13 protein-coding genes and 1 pseudogene are annotated in these 16,688 nt (G+C 58.2%); 6 read left to right on the top strand and 8 right to left on the bottom strand.

Annotated features, from left to right (window positions below; all coding sequences use genetic code 11):
* Window positions 1–303 precede the first annotated feature (303 nt).
* Genes FNJ47_RS00130 through FNJ47_RS00095 form a run of 8 tightly spaced genes read right to left on the bottom strand, consistent with a single transcriptional unit; the run spans window position 304 to window position 7,456 of the window.
* Window positions 304–1,092, bottom strand: a complete 789-nt coding sequence (locus tag FNJ47_RS00130) for an ABC transporter permease (RefSeq protein WP_163149264.1) — start codon at window positions 1,090–1,092, stop codon at window positions 304–306.
* A gap of 3 nt (window positions 1,093–1,095) precedes the next feature.
* Window positions 1,096–2,016: a nodulation factor ABC transporter ATP-binding protein NodI gene (nodI, locus tag FNJ47_RS00125; protein ID WP_163149263.1), complete on the bottom strand. Its 921-nt coding sequence runs from the start codon at window positions 2,014–2,016 to the stop codon at window positions 1,096–1,098.
* 1 nt (window position 2,017) lies between these two features.
* A complete protein-coding gene (gene nodU, locus FNJ47_RS00120) occupies window positions 2,018–3,727 on the bottom strand; it encodes a nodulation protein NodU (RefSeq protein ID WP_163149262.1) in 1,710 nt (569 codons plus the stop codon).
* 13 nt (window positions 3,728–3,740) lie between these two features.
* Window positions 3,741–4,370 (bottom strand): nodulation methyltransferase NodS, encoded by a 630-nt coding sequence (gene nodS, locus FNJ47_RS00115; RefSeq protein WP_163149260.1) that lies wholly within the window; start codon window positions 4,368–4,370, stop codon window positions 3,741–3,743.
* Window positions 4,371–4,382: 12 nt separating this feature from the next.
* Window positions 4,383–5,759, bottom strand: a complete 1,377-nt coding sequence (gene nodC / locus FNJ47_RS00110; protein ID WP_163149258.1) for a chitooligosaccharide synthase NodC — start codon at window positions 5,757–5,759, stop codon at window positions 4,383–4,385.
* A gap of 17 nt (window positions 5,760–5,776) precedes the next feature.
* Complete coding sequence (nodB, locus tag FNJ47_RS00105; RefSeq protein WP_163149256.1) at window positions 5,777–6,436, bottom strand: chitooligosaccharide deacetylase NodB; 660 nt, start codon at window positions 6,434–6,436, stop codon at window positions 5,777–5,779.
* A complete protein-coding gene (locus tag FNJ47_RS00100) occupies window positions 6,433–7,065 on the bottom strand; it encodes a NodA family N-acyltransferase (RefSeq protein ID WP_163149254.1) in 633 nt (210 codons plus the stop codon). Before FNJ47_RS00100 ends, nodB begins: the two co-directional genes overlap by 4 nt.
* 55 nt (window positions 7,066–7,120) lie before the next feature.
* Entirely contained in the window at window positions 7,121–7,456 is a 336-nt protein-coding gene (locus FNJ47_RS00095) for a hypothetical protein (protein ID WP_163149252.1), read from the bottom strand.
* Between the two features lie 443 nt (window positions 7,457–7,899).
* Between FNJ47_RS00095 and nodD1 the strand changes: the two genes are divergently transcribed.
* From nodD1 to FNJ47_RS00065, 6 genes and pseudogenes are all read left to right on the top strand, one after another.
* A complete protein-coding gene (nodD1, locus tag FNJ47_RS00090; protein ID WP_163149250.1) occupies window positions 7,900–8,844 on the top strand; it encodes a transcriptional regulator NodD1 in 945 nt (314 codons plus the stop codon).
* Window positions 8,845–9,480: 636 nt separating this feature from the next.
* Complete coding sequence (locus FNJ47_RS00085; RefSeq protein WP_163149248.1) at window positions 9,481–10,476, top strand: LysR family transcriptional regulator; 996 nt, start codon at window positions 9,481–9,483, stop codon at window positions 10,474–10,476.
* 927 nt (window positions 10,477–11,403) lie between these two features.
* Complete coding sequence (locus FNJ47_RS00080; protein WP_165445461.1) at window positions 11,404–12,117, top strand: MerR family transcriptional regulator; 714 nt, start codon at window positions 11,404–11,406, stop codon at window positions 12,115–12,117.
* Window positions 12,118–12,560: 443 nt separating this feature from the next.
* Window positions 12,561–13,568, top strand: a complete 1,008-nt coding sequence (locus FNJ47_RS00075; RefSeq protein WP_235999225.1) for a branched-chain amino acid ABC transporter substrate-binding protein — start codon at window positions 12,561–12,563, stop codon at window positions 13,566–13,568.
* An 890-nt stretch (window positions 13,569–14,458) separates the two neighbouring features.
* Window positions 14,459–14,716: pseudogene (locus FNJ47_RS00070) on the top strand (transposase); the annotation flags it as partial.
* A 163-nt stretch (window positions 14,717–14,879) separates the two neighbouring features.
* Window positions 14,880–15,908, top strand: coding sequence for an LLM class flavin-dependent oxidoreductase (locus FNJ47_RS00065; RefSeq protein ID WP_163149244.1), 1,029 nt, complete (start codon window positions 14,880–14,882; stop codon window positions 15,906–15,908).
* The last annotated feature ends 780 nt before the right edge of the window (window positions 15,909–16,688 follow it).

Genomic DNA, 16,688 nt, shown 5'->3' with positions numbered 1-16,688 from the left:
CCATTTGATCATGGCGGAACGACAACTGCGTTCCACCTATCCGATCTGTGCGGTCACGCTCCGTCGGGTGCGCGGGCCAGACAACACAATACAACTTTGCAAATCCGTCTCGGCGCTTAGCGACAGGCGCTCAGAATGTAGCGGTGCAGCCGTCCGCACCGATCGACCGAACAGACGGCCAGAGACCTTGCTCGATCGCGGCCTCTCAAGTCCATTGCAGCGGCCGCTGCGACAGACCAGGTCATCCCGAGCTACCGCACGACGCATCTGACTGTGAATTTCTCCATTCTCGCTGAACTCACGTCAACGCAGCAGACGGCGCCGAAATACTGCTATCGACGCAAAAAAGGGCACGACCGTGTAAACGCAGAGCGCAGCGACATGCAGGACAGCACTGTCGACACCGCGTTCAAGCATCGCTGGGCGAATAAGGTCGACCGAATGTGCGAGAGGTAACAAGCCGACGAATTGCTGAAATGAGCCGGGCAGTTGGCTCGTCGGAAAGACCACGCCACACAAGAACACCATAGGACTAAGAACAAGTGTCTGGTAAAATACGAAGTAATCGTAACTTGGCGCAAGAGATATGACGACCATCGCCAGGCTGGCGAAGACAAGGCCAGTAAGGGCGATTGTTGGCATCGCATATAGAATGGATAGCCATGATGCATAACCCAGCGTGACAGCGACGATCCCGATCGCTGTTCCGGCCAGAACGGACTTACTGGCCGCCCACACCAGTTCACCCAAAACGATATCGCCAAGCGTGAGCTCAGTGGAGAGGATTGCTTCCCAGGTACGCTTGGCGTCCATGCGTGCAAAGGCTGCATACAGGGTTTCAAAGGTCGCGGACGTCATGGCACTGGTCGCGACCATGCCTGCCGCCAGGAACGCGATGTACGACGTCCCCTCAACGCGCCCCACGATCAGCCCAAGGCCAAAGCCGAGGCCAAACAGATTGGTCAAGGGATCTGCGAGGTTGCCGAGAATCGATGCAAGCGCCACTTTCTTCCATGCTAGGAAGTTCCGGCGCCATACCGCGATCCAGTTGTACGCGTTAGTGGGCATCACCGCCGCATAACTTTCACCCATCACTCACTTCTCCATCTCGCGCCCGGTCAACCGCAAAAACACGTCTTCGAGATTTGGGGAGCGCTGCAGAACACGAAGTCCCGCTCGCCCCCGCAGTTGCACGCGGACCTGCTCCGGATATGGCGCATAACAGAAGAGCGTCTCTCCACTCACTTCGATGTGCCGCGCATGGGGCCTGATCAGCTCGCGGAGCTGATGTGGATCACCTCCATAGATTTCGACCACGTTGCAGCCAATATGCTCGTCGATTAGCACATCTGGCTTGCCTTCGGCGATCTTGCGTCCACCCTCGAGGACGCACAGCCGATCGCACAGGCGTTCGGCCTCTTCCATAAAGTGAGTGGTCAAGAGAATCGTCTTGCCCCGCGCAAGTAGAACTCGCAGACGCTCCCAAATCAGGTGGCGGGCGTGCGGATCCAAACCAGTCGTCGGCTCGTCCATCACGAGCAGATGCGGGTCATTTATTAGCGCGCGTGCCAAGGTCAGTCGCCGCTTCATGCCACCCGACAGTTCTGAGACCCGTGCGTCCGCCTTGGTTTCGAGCCGCGCGAACTCGAGCAGCGACGGTACGACGGCCTCGATCTTGCGGGCGCTCATGCCAAAATAGCGACCAAACACCAGCAGATTCTCGCGTACGGTAAATTCAAGCTCAAGGTTGTCGAACTGCGGTACGACACCGATCCGCATGCGTGCGACACGAGCGCGCGCCGGTACAGGTTCATTGAGTACCATTATCTTGCCTGCGTCCGGCGAGATCATGCCGAGGAGCATACGGGCGATCGTGCTCTTGCCGGCTCCATTTGGCCCGAGTAGACCAAAGCACTCTCCGCGGGCAACCGAGAACGACAGTTCATCGACGATAGTTCTGCCTCCAAATGACTTTCTGACGCCGGCAAGGTCGATTGCTACCGTGGACATGCTCATCTTAGGCCGACTGGAGCCGTTTGGCCGGCGGTTGCTTCCTTATGACCGGCTTAGTCCAAAGCTGGCCGTCACACCACACATGCTCAACGCGCCCCCATTGACAGGCCGCCGCGGCGTCCGGAAAGAATCCACGCCCGTTCAAGTTCGCGCTCGTGTTGCAGAGCAACGGAAGCCCCGTAAGGCGCTCGAATTCGACGAGAAGTTCAGCGACTTTGTGTGGAGAGCTGCGGGAGATTGTCTGCAATCGCGCCGAACCGTCCAGATGGATGACAGCGGGAATCTTGTCGCACCATTCCGCCCTGGTCTGATGATCGAACAGCATGTAGGGGTCCGGCGTACCTGGGTTGAATATCTCTGGCGCGCGATCCTCCAAGCAGATCGGCGCCACCGGTCGGAAGTGCTCACGACACTTGATGTCGTTGAGATGATCCTTCATAGCCGGTGACGTCGGAGCCGCCAGAATACTTCTGCCGCCCAACGCGCGCGGACCCAGCTCGGCGCGCCCGGACAGGAACACTACCGGCTTGTTGTCGGCGAGAATGGCGGCAAGCTCACGCAGACTGCACGGCTCGGCCTCCCATTCCGACACCCCCTCGGTGACCTGCAGAGCCGGACCGCTGTAAACAGACCATTCCAACGGTCCAAACCCATTTCGCGCCGCCATCGCCGCGCAAGCAGCACCTATTGCCGAGCCGCTGTCATTCGGGAAGGGTGGCACCCACACCTCATCGAACAGGCCCGTCGCGCGAAGCGCACTATTCCACTTGATGTTGAGACCGCACCCTCCTGCCACACATAGATTTCGCGCGCCCGGAAGAGAGGAGTGCTGCAACAGAACCATCGCGATTTCCCGAACCAGAAGACGTTCCAGGAACATATGGAACGAGGCAAGGATGTCCTCCGCTCGTTTGCCCGTAAGGCGCAATGCGCTTGCCTCGAAAAACTCATGCGTGGCCGAAAGTAATGCTTCCGGATTGTGGATCTCCGCGCGGTAGCGACGAGCCTGCTCCGTGTCGGCGGCGAAGCGCTTCTCGTAGAGTTCTTGGAAAGTTGCGACAACGTCTTCGTCGACAGAGCCAAGCGCGATGTACGCCATCAGCTTGCCGGCGATGCCCAAATCCCAACTGGTGCGGTTCGGCTGCCTGTAAGGCCCGAAGTGAAGGCCGGCGGCAGCATAGGCCTGACCAATCATGGGACACAAGGACCTCACGAGCCGCGCGCCGCGAGGTTCGACATAGTAAAGGCGGGGAAAGATGGAGCCGTCCCAAACCAGACAGAACGCGGGTTTTCCGATGCTGGCAAAGGGGCTGGTGCTATAGGCCGACGCAACGTGGCCCGTGACGTGCGGGTAACTTTTATAGGGAAAGACCTTGTCGCCGAGGATCAGGCCAAAGCCTTCGACGGAATCAAGAAGGCCCTCAGCATGACGCTCGACATACGGTCCTCCTTTCAGCGTGATCGGCACCGCCCCACTAAGGACCTGGAACCGCGACTCGATCTCTCCATCCCAGCCATCGATGACGAACTGATCAATGTCTCGCGGATCAAGACCATGCTCTGCCAACGCACGCACGACCTCATCGAGGTTGTCGATGGATTGATAGCGTGGGTTGTTGCCGCGCTTTTCCTGCTCGGTGCAAAAGACGAGCCGCCCGTCCTCGACGAGAGCAATTGCGCCGTCATGTGTTAATTTGATGCCGCAGATGCGCATACGACCCCCTGATCTAATGACCGACAATTGAGTGTTTTAACGACTGCCCCGACTTCCGGAACAGGACGAGCAAGCAGTCTTCGTTGACCGACGTGGTTTGGCAGTGCAGACGCTCCACCTCCGACAGGCTCTCCTTGAAGAGAGAGATCACCGTCTCGGCACCAGCGGCATGACCCCAGTGTCGACAGGTGGCATCACGCGCGGACCCGAACACCAGAGCGCCGTCTGGGGCAAGCATGCTCACCAGGTTGCGGACCGCCGCGTGCATCTCGGAAACGTCATTGAGATAGTAGAGAACCTCGGCGACGACGATCAGATCGAACTTATCTGTGGTCGAAAACTGCTGAATATTGCAGGTTATCCAATTTATATGTGACCGATGCCCGGTCCGCAGGCGCGCCCGTTCGATCGCCTGCGGCATGACATCGACCACCGTTAGGCGTTGGCAACGCGGTGCAAGCATTTCCGTGAATGCCCCGGCTGCGCATCCGACCTCGAGGGCATGCTCGACACTCCCATTGCAAAACGACATCCGGAGTATTTGCGCGTACCGTTCCTGCTCGAACGCACTGCTGTCGAGATGCCATGGATCATCCACAGCGAGCTCGCGTTCCAGTAATTGATGGTTCTTGTACGCAGTCATGCGCCGATCGACCTACTTATACCCGCTCGATCGTTTCCGACCGCAAATACTCTCCGGCGCCGCCAAGCGCGATGGACGGTGAGGAACCACCGGCTTCGGAATTGTGCCAGACGCCACCCCTGTAGCCACAGGACCTGCTGCACTGTTCGGCGCCGGCAGGACCGCCCGCTCATCTCCTTCAGTCGGCTCGCTGACGATCGTGCGCGACAGCCAATCGCTGTTGCTCAATGTACAAAGGGCATACGCTTTGAGTGGCAGTAAAAGAAAGATGTTTATCGGTGTGTGGAGCGAGAAGCCGAGAAATCGCAATTCCCCCGCCCGAAGTGCAGCTACACTGCATCGAACCATCGTCATCGCCGCGATGGTCAGGCCCGTCCACCAGGGTACAGATCCGCCGACTGCAAGCTCGGCAAGCGCAGCCAGTGCTGAAAGAGCGAGTAGCAGTGGGCCAAGATTCTGCCCGACAACGTCCAGTGTGAGGTAGCCATCGAGTTCCGGCAGCAGACGCAATGCGAGAAACGTATCGCGAAATGTGCTGCGCGCCCAGCGCAGCTGCTGACGCAGGTATGGCCCGAGAGTGTCAGGGACAACTGTTGCCGCAATCGCGTCCGGAACATACTCGGTTCGAAATCCCGCCTTGAGCATGAGAATCGTCAGATGGCGATCTTCGCCGAAATCACTCGGCTTGCCGCGAAAGAATTGCGTTTCGTACTGATCAAGCAGCAGGGCAAGAGCAGAGCGACGATACATCGCACATGGACCGCAGCAGCACATGACCGCACCGAAGCGAGCTTGCGCCGCGCGCTCTTCGTTGCACGCCAACCAATATTCCATGTCGATCAGACTGGTCAGCCATGTGTCGTTGCGATTGCTCGCCACCAACTGGCCCATCGCGGCACCAATGTCGGGGTCCCGCATCTTCGCCACAAGCTTGGTGACCACGTCAGTGGCCAGTATCGTGTCCGAATCGACGTTAAGCACCAAGTCACCGGACGAGCCGCGTATTGCGGCGATCTGCGCTTTGCGCTTGCCAACGTTCCTGGCAAGCAAGATGATGCTGAAGCGCGCATCGTTGGCATAGATCTTATGTACAGGCCCCACAACGTCGCGATTTGCCGAGCCATCGTCGACCACGTAGACCCGCAGCTCTCCTTCGTAGTCTTGCCTGGCGAGCGACTCCAAACACTGGGCGAGCGTCTCCGGCTTCTCGTTGAAGCAAGGCACGATAATATCCACACTTGGCAGAGCCAGCTCGGATTGTCCCAGATCGCTCCGCAACGATGGCGCATTCCCCCGCCGCGCATACAGCGCCTGCGCGCTTTTGTAGATGGTCGAGAGCAGCGCGTAAGACGAAACCGCGACGGCGCTGGTTGTAGCGAGCAGGTCCATAGGGTGCCAGTTGTTGTTCAGTGAAGCTGAGGGAGCGGACGGATCACGAAGCCGCGGTGTTGTAGTGCTGGAACCAGGTAAGAGAGCGCTCTAACCGTCTGGTCTCGCCGAGTTGCATCAGCCCACGGCCCGTCCTCATCAGGAGGATATCCGTCGTGCAGGAGAACAATTGAACCCGGTCGAACTGCTCCGAGCACCGAAGTCACAATTCTGTTCACTCCGGGCTGGGACCAATCTCTCGGATCGACCGACCAGTGCACAGCCGTAAGGCCAGCCTGCGCCGACGTAGCGAACACCTCTTCGGTCCATTTACCGTAGGGGGCCCTCATGTGCCTGGGCACGGCCTGCCGACACGCCGAACGAATCGCCTCGCTGGCCATTAGCACCTCACCGCGCACCTGGACCGGCCCGCATCTGGACAGATCCGGATGCGTCATCGTGTGGTTCGCCACCTCGTGGCCTTGCGCGATCATCCGCCGAATGAGCTCGGGCTGCTCCGCTGCGTAGGTACCGATCACAAAGAACGTCGCTGGCACCCGATGTTGCGTCAACACATCGAGAACCTCTGGCGTGCAGAATGGATTTGGCCCATCGTCAAACGTCAAATAGACGGGGAAGCTTCCGCTCACATCAGCGTAGTCGCAAGGAACGGCAGACACGGGGACAAGCTCCTTCACAGCTCGGGCCCGTTCCGATCGATCATTGCGCCGGCGGGCCACTCGCTGATCGCGCTTTGAACCGGGAACACCACCACGATCACCTCTTCGATGCGGATCGGCGACAAATTGGGATAGACATCCGGATGCGTGGAGCGGACGCGAAGGCCCGACATGAGGGTCGCGAGGCCCTGTCTTTGCACCAGTCGGGTAAGATGCTTCTCAAGCGCGGGCCGGACCGTCCCGAAGCCGAACGGGACTCCAAGTTCGTGCAGTATAGGATACATCACCCGCAGCGCGTGGCTGATTCCCAGTCCCTCGAGATCCGGCCGCACGGCATACAGCCCAAGTTCGGCCACGAGTAGATCGACTGCACCAATCTTGATGAAGCGGCGCAGTAGTCCGACGTGAGCAGCTACACCATGGGCGTCGCGACCAATCACGCGGACCTCAGGCCTAGCGCCGGCCCAACTTCTGTTGCCTTCAAATGGCTGCGCATTGAAAGCACCGGTCGGCCCGTAACTCTTGCGAAAAAATTCGGCGAGCTCGGCATGCTCGGTAAGCCGCAGCTCGTTTTCCCAGCGAACGCTCCAATGAACTTGAGTACGCGCGGAAGGAGCTTCCGTGGCCCGAGATGCGACAATGTTCATGGCATGCTTTCCTACGCGAGTAATCTCAAGAGCGGGGTCTGTCACACAAACTCACTCACCGGACGCAGATCGATCGAGAAATGCGCCGTCGCGTTTTGTTGGATGCCGGTTCTCCTTTGCGCGCCCGGCGCCGGAGCAGATCGCTTGGGGTGGCGCCTTTGTGTGCGATCAGCTGATCGCCGCATTGAGGCTTGTCATTCCGACCGAATGCTGTGCCGAAGGCGTACGGACGGGGCGATTTGATCGTACAGATGTTATCTGCACCATGGAGCCCTTCTGCCTCGTCTATGGCGGCTATCGGCGCTTTGCCGGTAGTGACCTGACCATCGATGCGGACCACCTCGTTGAGGGAGCGTCCCAGTGACACCAGATCAACTTGGTTCTCATGCATCTTCGACACGCCCCGAATGCGATTGACAGTCGAGCCAATGGACTGTCGCCAGATCTATTTGGCATCCGCAATCTGCGCCTGCCGTTGTATCGCGACACTAGGGCGATGCTGATCCGGCCCTCAAGTGTACGCGGGTAAACCGCCGATATGGAAAGGGTTGGAATACACATACGAAGGTTTACCGAGCGCTTCGCGTTGCAACGGATACGCGGGTTGCGCTGGTCAAGACCGACGCCACTCGTACGCCTTCGCGTTGAATAACCGCCCAAGAAGCCGACAGCAGCCGCTCGCATTCAAGAGGTTGTCCAGAGCCCGTGCACGACCGACAGCCATCCTGGTGTTCCGACCATTTTCCAAACTGATGTTTGCTATCCAACATCCCGCAGTTTGGTAAAATCGATTGTTTCGATAGAATGCATCCACACGATGGATAGACTCAAAAGATGCGATTCAAAGGACTCGATCTAAACCTGCTCGTTGCGCTCGATGCTCTGATGACCGAGCGCAACCTCACCGCCGCGGCGCGTAAAATTAACCTGAGCCAGCCCGCTATGAGCGCGGCAATCGCGCGGCTGCGCACCTACTTCGGCGATGAACTTTTCACGATGCGCGGTCGAGAGCTCGTCCCGACACCGGGCGCGGAAGCGCTCGCGGGTCCCGTTCGCGAGGCCCTCTTGCACATTCAAATTTCGATTATTTCGCGAGATTCGTTCGACCCTGCTCAGTCCAGCCGTCGCTTCAGGGTCATTCTCTCCGATTTCATGACAATCGTCTTTTTTCGACGAATTATGGACCGTATCGCACAGGAAGCCCCGGCTGTGCGCTTTGAATTGCTGCCCTTTTCGGATGAGCCCGACGAGTTGCTCCGCCGGGGCGAGGTCGACTTTCTCATTCTGCCGGAGTTGTTTATGTCGAGCGCTCATCCCAAGGCGACGCTGTTCGACGAGACTCTCGTATGCGTGGGATGCCGCACGAACAAGCAGCTGTCACGACAACTGACATTCGAAAAATACCTTTCGATGGGTCACGTTACGGCCAAATTCGGACGGGCGCTGAGGCCCAACCTGGAAGAATGGTTTTTGCTTGAACACGGCCTAAAGAGACGGATCGAGGTGGTAGTGCAAGGCTTTAGCCTTATCCCACCCATAATATTGGACACCCGCCGTATCGGCACGATGCCTTTGCGACTCGCTAGGCACTTCGAAAAGCGGATGCCCGTGCGGATTGTCGCACCACCCTTGCCTCTGCCCACATTCACCGAAGCATTGCAATGGCCTGCGTTCCACAACACCGACCCAGCGAGTGTTTGGATGAGGCGAATATTGTTGGAAGAGGCGTCCAACATCGCATCGGGGCATCTCGAGACATCTACTCGCAGGCGATGTTAAGTTCAGCATAAGGCGATTCCGGCCGTGTCTCGAGTATTGCGGCACGCCATTAATTCTCCGCCGACGCTTTCCATTTCTCGACGCGCGATGTTGCAGACGCCTGACGTTCGATGACGAAGCGCTCCGAGGGCTTGGCAGGTCGAGCGCGTAATAATGTTCCGGCTGAGGTTGGGATACCGGCGATACAAGTCGACGGACGCGCAGCGTTGCCGCGGGACACAATCGTTATTGGTGTGCAAATGTCCGACACGTTCAATTATTCGCTTGAATCCCACGCTGCGTGAGGTTGTAGGCTGCGCGCCTTGGCTCGCGCTGCGTTAAGCGGCGGTCGACCGGGCGCACAGCCGAACTCACGGCTTTGGCGGAACAACTTGGACTGGTGCCAATAGTTAAGACCGGGTCTTGTTACGAGGCGCGCGGGAGCGGCGAGCCTATTAGCTACGGGCTTGTAACGGTTTCCGGCCTCTGATGTCCGCCAACGGCCGAACTGTCCATTGTTGCGACGATTCCGCGACCTTCCTCTCGCGATCGCAAGGTGGGACGAAACCGATTCGGACCAGCCGGTGAGACCGCCCCAGACGTGGCCGCGGCCGGTCGTTTATACACCGCAAGCACGCTTGCGCCGGACAAGAAGACATGCGTTTCAAAGGACTGGATCTTAATCTTCTCGTCGCGCTCGATGCTCTAATGACTGAGCGCAGCCTGACTGCAGCGGCACGTAAGATCAGCCTTAGCCAGCCCGCTATGAGTGCAGCTGTCGCCCGACTGCGCTCCTATTTTGGTGACGAGTTGTTTGTAATGAGAGGACGAGAACTTGTCCTGACCGCACGCGCGGAGGGACTCGCCGCTCCGGTTCGTGAGGCGCTGATGCACATTCAGCACTCGATTATCGCGCGGGAGGCCTTCGACCCTGCCCGATCGAACCGGCGGTTCAGGATCTGCCTGTCAGATTTCATAACCGTCGTATTCTTCCGCCACGTCGTGGAGCGCGTCGCGCGAGAAGCACCCAATGTCGGGTTCGAGCTGGTGACGCTCACCGATGAACACGATGAGCTACTTCGGCGCGGCGAGGTCGATTTTGTCATCCTGCCGGAACTATTCATGTCCGGTACACACCCCAGAGCGGCCTTGTTCGAGGAGAGTTTCGTTTGCGTGGGCTGCCACACGAATAGTCACCTACTGAGGCGGTTGACATTTGATCGGTATATGTCGATGGGCCACGTTGCGGTCAAGCTCGGAGGCGCACGCAAGACCTTCGTCGAGGATTCCTTGTTACTCGATCTCGGCCTCAATCGGCGCATCGATATTCTTGTGCAGAGCTTCAGCATGATCCCACCCCTGCTAGTGGGCACAGGCCGCATAGGGACCATACCCTTAAGGCTCGCAAAGCATTTTCAAAGAACCGCGCCGCTTCGGATTGCCACGCTTCCCCAGCCATTCCCCACCTTCACCGAGGCAGTCCAATGGCCAGCCCTTAATAACAGCAATCCAGAAAGCATCTGGCTGAGAGAGATATTGCTGCAGGAGGCAGCTCGCATAGCAACTACGCGTGAAGAGGCATTCAGCATTAGCGCTTCGGGACAAGCGGATGATGCCGGCCCCTTCGCACGATCGGTCTCGCCGTTAGCGTAAGGACGTTAGCAAAGGTGAGCGAACCCGGCCCCCGGACCGTGTCCCAACGCGTGCAATTTCGGATCATCTCGCTCGAACTCATTGTCTCTCGTCAAAGCCCCTCATAGTTGGCGACCGTCACAAGCCCGAGGCCGTCCTTCTCGCACCGGCGGCGGGCTCGACGTAAAGCGGTCGCTCGAGCATGAGCCCGGCTTTGAGAGACAGAGAGGTCGCTACGTGCTCGCGCCAAAGCTACGCTGGCGCATTGCAAGCCCGGCTTGCGGCCGCGCCGCTCTCGAGACGGCAGGATCGGCTCGGCGGCTAATCACATCAACGCGGCGAATCGGTCGTGGCGCTCGCAATGAGCGGACGATCCGGCCTCGTCGGAGACCCAGCACCACAGCGAACGCAGTGCCGATTGATTGTGCATATGAATGTTGGACTCGCTCCGTCCAAGCAAGGCATCGCACGCGCGTGTTGCTCTGTCGCATCACCCGAGAGCGCATCGCATCTTCGTCTCTCTGCGCCGCCGGTCTGACTTCTTTTGGCCGCACCTCGGCCAAACGTCTTGACGAGGTGCGCTATGCCGACGCAATGACGAACAAGGAGGCCGTACGTTGGAGCAATACAGTGGAGTATTCGATCCCGAAGAGCTTTCTGTCTTAGGAAGTCTTTTTGACAGGGCAGTCTCCGCGCTGCCGCCATCAATGCGAACTTCGGAAAATCGGACGGCGATCGCCAAACTCATCCTGGAGCGCACAGCGGCCGGCGACACTCAGCTGGCATGCTTAACGAACCTGTTGATCACCATTTCCCCTCAGGGTTGATCGCGCGCCGTTCTAAGGATAGTCACCACTCCTGCGCTGGAATGGAAGACGATCCAGCTAGAGCTTTGAAATGGCTTGAATCCAACGTGACGTCAGGTTGTAGGCTTTGAAATTGAACAACATGAGCAAAGCTACACCAAGACGGCGTCGATGGCGCATTGGCGAACTTGCGGAAGCGACCGGAGTGACGGTACGCACGCTGCATCATTATGAACACACCGGCCTGTTAGCCGCTTCAGAGCGCACGGACGGCGGCCATCGGATGTACGACCGCGAAAGCATCCAGCGGGTTCATCAGATCCGGGCGCTACGTGAGCTTGGCTTCTCCCTTTACGAGATCCGTAAAGCTATGGAGGGCACGACTTCGCTGACCGACCTATTGCGCAAGCATTTGGAGCGAATTGAGCTTCAAGTTGCTCGAGCAACGCTGTTGCGAGATCGATTGCGCAACATGACGACCGACAGTGACGTTCAGGTCAGCGTAGATGAGCTGCCTGCCGCCTTGGACGCCATGTCGCGGATTGAGACGCGTAGTCAAACATCCCGATGCACATGCAAGTTGGCCGCAGAACGCGAGGAGCGATGGCGACGCATCCGGGACGACCTCCGCGATTGTATGGATCGAGGCGAACACCCTTGCGGCGAGCGCGCGAAAGCCGTCGCGATTGCCGCGCGCCTGCTGATCGGCGAAATCGCTGGAGCGGATTCCCGGGTTTCGACGATCCTGAAGGTCCTCGCACGCCTAAGCGCCCCACGCAGTTTGGCTGGTTGGGATCCCTGCCTCATGCAGTATCTCGATCTTGCCCTCTCCGGCCTGGAGGATCAGCCATACTGAGATCACCGAGGCGGCTTCGGACGGCTTGACCAGTCCGCTTGGCCGGCTCGATCGTCATGGCGGTTCGGCGTGATCCGCCGGCTTTGATGCCCGGCGGCAGCTTTACCAATCACCGGTCAGATTTTCTGCGAGGGTCTCGGCGATCCGCCGCTTTCTCTGATGCATTGAGCGAAGCTCCCGTTCAAGGAAGACTTGAATCGCACGTAACGTCAAATTGTAGGCTCCGCCATGGTCGTTGCCCGAGCTGACACATGCTTCGCTTGGCGATCCTTACCTGCGGGCCCGTGCTGGCCGCAGACAGTTGGGTTTAGATCGAGGTGCGCACTAGGAGTTCTGCAGTGTTGAATAGGTTTTACACTCCAGCTGCAGGTGCAGCCTTCCTTTTCTGTGCCCTCGCCTCGACTGCGCGGGCTTCGGACGTTCATATTGCCGTGGCCGGCCCAATGAGCGGAAACAGCGCGGCGTTCGGCGCGCAGATGCGCAACGGCGCCGCCACGGCTGTCGAGGCGTTGAACGCTTCGGGCCTGCTTCCCGACACCAAGGTGATACTGAGTATCGCTGATGACGCCTGCGACCCGAAGCAAGCGGTCGCCGTTGCAAATAAGCTCGCAATGGCTCAGGTGCGTCTGGTCGTCGGCCATTTTTGCTCGTCTTCGTCCATCCCAGCCTCCGACGTCTATGCCGAAGCAGGTATCATCCAATTGTCACCTGGTTCGACAAATCCTCAGCTAACGGAACGCAACATCCAGACCGTGTTTCGGATCTGCGGCCGCGACGACCAGAAGGGCACCGTTGCGGCTGAATACATTCACCGACATTATCATAGCGACAAGATCGCAGTGCTCGACGACAAGAGCACCGCCGGCAAAGGTATCGCCGACGCGGTTGAGGCACAGCTTCAGGGATTCGGCGAACACGTCATTCGGCAGAGCTATATAGCCGGTGAAAAGGATTATACGGCGCTGATCTCTAGATTGAAGAAGGACAGGGTACGCCTCGCCTATATCGGCGGTTATCACACCGAGATTGGGCTGATCATCCGTCAGGCATCAGAAGCAGAGGCCGGCTTTACCGTCATGGCAAACGACCCGTTGATGACCTCCGAATTCTGGGGCATCACCAGCAGCGCGGGAAACGGCACGCTATTTACCTTCATGCCCGACATAGCAACGAGTGCCAATGCGGCCAACGCCGTGGCCAAACTCAAGGCTTCCGAGCTGTCGTCCGAAGGCTACACACTTTACGCCTATGCCGCGGTTCAGGCGTGGGCAGAGGCGGTGAAGCGGGCCGGTTCCCTCAATGCTGCGCGGGTCGCAACCGAACTCCGTTCACGACCGATCGAAACAGCCGTTGGTCCGGTCAGGTTCAATACCAAGGGAGACAATGCAGGCCCAGGCTTTGTGGTTTACCGCTGGCTCAACGGGCGTGTTGAAGTGCTCGACCAAAACTGATCGACGCGATCCACAGCCGTTCTCCGCCAACCCAGCCACGACACAGATGATGAAACGACATCAGGACCTTGCTGCCGTTATACTCGCGAGCTCTCTTGTGCTCGCGGCTTTCGGAACGCTTATCGCCCTCGCTGCAGCGCTCGCAGAATTGCCAGACGTCAACGTAGAGGAGGAGCTACGTCCGATGGTAGACAAATAGCATTCCGATTAAGGCCAGTTCTTGCGACGCTTCACTGTCAGACATCCGCAACAGTCTGATCGGGAATGCTGCGCAGTTCCGGCCGTTCCGCTCGTGCGACAACAGCCATCACAACCACCCCCCCCACGGCAATCTCTCCGTCGACCGCGCATGCTGACAAATGCAACTGTACTTCGCAACTTCCGGCCACCTCACATTGCGCGAAACGCGATTGCTATCCAATCGCTGTTTCGCCGGCGCGTTCCTCGTCAATTCTGCCAGCGCCTCGACCGCTCCCAAGCGACTTACGTCAGACTTAAGGTCTGTGCGAACGCGATCCCACCACCGGCCAGTCTGATGCAACACCGCTCGTTGTGAAGCGAATTGTCGATAACAACCTCACATTGATTCCGGCAGCCGGCAATTCAGGCATGGCGCCACGACAATCGGGCAGAGTTACAACATTGAGAATATTATCGACATGACTTCGATCAGCTCTCCCATCGGACTGCGCATCCCTGGACGTTGTTCTACTTTCGGGCACAGCCGCCGATCCATTTGGCATGAAGGATGGAACGCGCCGTCTGACATCGCGGATACTCGGAATATTTACTGCGTGTTTTGAGCCAAGCTTCGTAAGGGCGCCAGATGATGTCACATTGCATATTGTCTGCACTTCGAGTGCAAGTGCTGTGCAAAACGGAACGGACAGATGAAACGACCGCGATTCACAGAAGAGCAAATTATCGCGATACTGAACGAGCATGGGGCTGGTGCGAAACCGGCTGATCTAGCTCACAGACACAAGCTCTCTGAAGCGACGATCCACGACTGGAAGGCCAAGTTCGGCGGCATGGACGTTTCGGCCGCCAAGCGGTTGAAGGCGCTGGAAGAGGAAAACGCGAAGCTAAAGAAGCTTCTGGTCGAGCACATGCTTGGCGTGGATGCACTTCGCGAACTCCTATCAAAGTAGTCGCAACCAATATGCAGGTTCTCACGCCCACGCTGCATGGCGCAAGCCCAGAGCATTAGCTCCCGCAGAATAGCCAGATCGACCAAGTGATGCACGCCACGTCTTTAGGCCGAAGGCACAAAGCAACCAGGACTCCCATTCCAGAATCGGAGATGATCGAGTGAAAAGCGGCCTTCCCTCAAGACTGACATGCGCAATCTTTGACCACTTGGACGACGACGGCCGCGATATTGCGCGACAGTATGAAGATCGTCTCAAGCTGGCGGAGGCGTGTGATTCTCTGGGCTTTTACGCTTATCACCTGGCGGAGCACCACTGCACCCCTCATGGCAGAGGGCCCTCGCCGAACCTGTTTCTAGCAAGTCTTGCGCAGCGCACCCGCAGGCTTCGCTTTGGTCCGCTTGTTCTGTTGCTCAACCTCTATCATCCATTGCGCGTATTCGAAGAGATCTGCATGCTTGATCAATTGAGCGGCGGCAGGCTCGAACTCGGTATCGGTCGCGGGTCCCAGCCGATCGAATGGGGCTATTTCGGCATCAGCGCAGGCGCGGCGCCAAGCCGCTATATGGAAGCCAGCGAAATCCTAAATGTTGCGCTGAAGGGCGATACGTTATCCTACCAAGGACGCCATTTTGAGCTGAACAGTGTACCCTTAACTTTGAGGCCTCATCAGCGACCTTATCCACCGACCTGGATCGCCAGCAATCGGACCGAATCAGCGGAATGGGCCGCGGCAAATGGTGCAAATCTGGCGTGTGTCGGCCCCGCCTCTGCTGTCCGAAGCATTACGGATGCTTTTCGTTGCCGTCGAGCGCGCTGCACAGCCGCGGACGATCGAGAGCCATTCCTGGGGTTGGCTCGTATGATCGTGATTGCGAGATCTGACGGAGACGCTCATGCGGCTGCCGAAACCGCTTATGGACAATGGCTGGATAACTTTAAGTTCCTTTACGAGCTAAACGCCACTCCGACACCGCCGACCCTGCCGCTGTCGTTCGATGCAGCGCTGGAGAGCCAATTGTGCGTCGTCGGAACGCCAGCTTCCGCCCGACAGCAGCTTCTTAACCAGATGGAAGAGGCAGGTACCAACTACCTACTCTGCCAGCTTGCATTCGGGAGCCTTCCGCTCGACATTTCACTATACACCGCGAGCGCGATCAGAGCCGAAGTCATCGATAGCTTTGGCTGACCATGTCTATTCAACTTCGCTACTGCGGGATACCCGGCCCCTTCTTGGCATGCCGTACGTGCCCATTGACGTACGATCAAGGCGTTCTTTCTTGCTCGACGGGAGATCCCAAACTCATAAGGATATAGGCGCGACCTCAAGCATCACTTTGCCGGCCGCGCAGCCGATGTCGTCGGCAGCGACATGACATGTTGAATAGCGTTGGCATGACAAGGTGGCTCAACCCGTATGCGGGCTTGTCTTATGCGTCGTCCAGAGCAGGTCAAGGATAGTCGCGCGCGCTATCCGCGGACTGGATGCATCCCATCAAAACTTTCGATTTTACGGATTTCAGCCAAATGCACCATAGTCGCTCACCGATTTCCGGAAAGCACCTTTGACGAAGCTCGTGTGACCATGGACCCCCTTTGCTTTCTGCCAAGTCGCAGGCCGGCTCAAGCCTTTCGCGCCAACATCACCAACGATATCCCTCGACTTTTGAAACCGCGCCACCAGCGGTCCAGCTTCAGCCGGATGGCTCACCGAACCGTATGGCCCTCATTCGAAGTAGCCGACAGCAATTTCGTCATCCTGAAGGCGTCCCCGAAGATTAGGTGCTTCTCACGCGCATTGGCCGGGTTGCATGCGTGCGTCGCATAGAAGCCAGGTAGCCGCACTGGCTCTTGCGCCAGCCTCGGCAAGGCTTGTCGGCCTGACCAGGTGGACAGCCCCGTTACTTTCGCGATGTTGCGATTCTCAAGCAATGCGACGTCTGCCATCTGACCTCCTTAAACACAAAAA

The organism is Bradyrhizobium uaiense (assembly GCF_010811875.1).
Taxonomy (GTDB): domain Bacteria; phylum Pseudomonadota; class Alphaproteobacteria; order Rhizobiales; family Xanthobacteraceae; genus Bradyrhizobium; species Bradyrhizobium uaiense.
Note: the sequence above shows the minus strand (reverse complement) of the source record. Positions and strands in the feature narration are given on the sequence as shown.

What these genes read in the sequence shown, in the direction of transcription:
- nodC (WP_163149258.1), bottom strand. Translation starts at nt 5,759, where the DNA reads ATGGACCTGCTCGCTACAACCAGCGCCGTCGCGGTTTCGTCTTACGCG.
- FNJ47_RS00095 (WP_163149252.1), bottom strand. Translation starts at nt 7,456, where the DNA reads ATGCATGAGAACCAAGTTGATCTGGTGTCACTGGGACGCTCCCTCAAC.
- nodI (WP_163149263.1), bottom strand. Translation starts at nt 2,016, where the DNA reads ATGAGCATGTCCACGGTAGCAATCGACCTTGCCGGCGTCAGAAAGTCA.
- FNJ47_RS00130 (WP_163149264.1), bottom strand. Translation starts at nt 1,092, where the DNA reads ATGGGTGAAAGTTATGCGGCGGTGATGCCCACTAACGCGTACAACTGG.
- FNJ47_RS00075 (WP_235999225.1), top strand. Translation starts at nt 12,561, where the DNA reads ATGAGCGGAAACAGCGCGGCGTTCGGCGCGCAGATGCGCAACGGCGCC.
- nodD1 (WP_163149250.1), top strand. Translation starts at nt 7,900, where the DNA reads ATGCGATTCAAAGGACTCGATCTAAACCTGCTCGTTGCGCTCGATGCT.
- nodU (WP_163149262.1), bottom strand. Translation starts at nt 3,727, where the DNA reads ATGCGCATCTGCGGCATCAAATTAACACATGACGGCGCAATTGCTCTC.
- nodS (WP_163149260.1), bottom strand. Translation starts at nt 4,370, where the DNA reads ATGACTGCGTACAAGAACCATCAATTACTGGAACGCGAGCTCGCTGTG.
- FNJ47_RS00085 (WP_163149248.1), top strand. Translation starts at nt 9,481, where the DNA reads ATGCGTTTCAAAGGACTGGATCTTAATCTTCTCGTCGCGCTCGATGCT.
- FNJ47_RS00100 (WP_163149254.1), bottom strand. Translation starts at nt 7,065, where the DNA reads ATGAACATTGTCGCATCTCGGGCCACGGAAGCTCCTTCCGCGCGTACT.
- FNJ47_RS00080 (WP_165445461.1), top strand. Translation starts at nt 11,404, where the DNA reads ATGAGCAAAGCTACACCAAGACGGCGTCGATGGCGCATTGGCGAACTT.